This window comes from Vibrio sp. YT-18 (assembly GCF_033337345.1).
Lineage (GTDB): Bacteria > Pseudomonadota > Gammaproteobacteria > Enterobacterales > Vibrionaceae > Vibrio > Vibrio alginolyticus.
Genome location: NZ_JAWOQO010000163.1, coordinates 1 through 1211, shown reverse-complemented (window position 1 = coordinate 1211; position 1211 = coordinate 1). Strand labels below are relative to the sequence as shown.

The following is a 1211-nucleotide window of genomic DNA, read 5'->3' as shown; positions in this document are numbered from 1 at the left end:
TCCTTCATGGCAGCTTTAGCTTTGGCATTAGGCTTGTCTGATGTAGTGCAATCTTACAGCGGTGGAATTCGTTTAGATACGTTATTCATCGACGAAGGCTTTGGTAGCTTGGACCCTGAATCTCTCGATCTGGCGATTCAAACATTGGTCGACTTGCAACAAACGGGCCGCATGATTGGCGTAATTTCACACGTGTCTGAACTCAAAGAGCAGATGGCGTTGCGAATCGATGTTGAACCGTCTAGGTTTGGTTCTACCGTTTCGGTTAAATCTCAGATGCTATTATCTAAATAAAAATCAAACAGTTAAATGAAAACAAAAAAGCCCCTTTATGGGGCTTTTTTATCGACTCTGACACTTATTGTTCGCAGAAGTGACCTTCTTTTGGCGATTGAGTAATCGCGTACTCTCCGTCGAGATTACGATACACAATAGTGTTCCAAATCGAGCCATCATCCATTTCAAATTCAATTGCGTAGTTCACACCGCTCACTATTTGTGCATGAACTGTCAGAATTTGTTTGAATGACGAAAGAGTATCCATTTGTTTCAGGACAAAGGCCATTGCCTTTTGTGCATCAGGGGTAGCATCAAATTCGTTCCACCCACCTGGCATGTTTCCCTGTGTATTACATACATCTGCCGAGGCTGTTACATGTGTCGTCTCTTCTTGGTTTTTTGGTTGGCAACCAACAAGCAACCCCAAAATTGCACAAGTCGACACTGTTTTTAACATCATAACCATCACCTCTATTCATATCGGGTCGTATTATAGTGGTGATGAGATCACGCCATTGTCTATGTTGTGCAAACTTTTGATATGCACAAAGTTAATTCGATGAGTAATTGGATCGAGTTTACATAGAAAATAAACACGATAAATCAAAGATTCTGTTCTTGATAAATCAGTTTACAGTGTAAAAACTCGTGATGTTGTTGCCTACGAAGACTCAATTTACTCGAGAGTTGGGGCAGCGTTAAGCGCAATAAATCAAATTTAATATGAGTCATGGCTCACATGGTTGACGTTGAAACTTCTTATCAATCATACAAAACACTACTATCACCGACCTGTAAAAATAAGCTGTAGTTTTGACTAATTGCAGCGTTCTTCGTCAGTTTGTTGCCAGCGCCAAGGAGGGCGTTATATGAAAAGGATAAATGTCATTGGTAGTAGCGGCAGTGGTAAGTCTACTTTCGCAAAAGCCTTA

2 protein-coding genes are annotated in these 1211 nt (G+C 40.8%); one reads left to right on the top strand and one right to left on the bottom strand.

Annotated elements, in window-relative coordinates; translation table 11 throughout:
* Positions 1–294, top strand: a 294-nt coding sequence (locus tag R7M72_RS25150; RefSeq protein WP_318056466.1) for an SbcC/MukB-like Walker B domain-containing protein, incomplete at its 5' end; no start/stop codon positions are given.
* Positions 295–358: 64 nt separating this feature from the next.
* Here R7M72_RS25150 and R7M72_RS25145 read toward each other — a convergent pair.
* Positions 359–739: a cystatin domain-containing protein gene (locus tag R7M72_RS25145; protein WP_005480328.1), complete on the bottom strand. Its 381-nt coding sequence runs from the start codon at positions 737–739 to the stop codon at positions 359–361.
* Positions 740–1211 lie beyond the last annotated feature (472 nt).

Coding starts and splice junctions, on each gene's coding strand:
- R7M72_RS25145 (WP_005480328.1), bottom strand. CDS start 739: ATGATGTTAAAAACAGTGTCGACTTGTGCAATTTTGGGGTTGCTTGTT.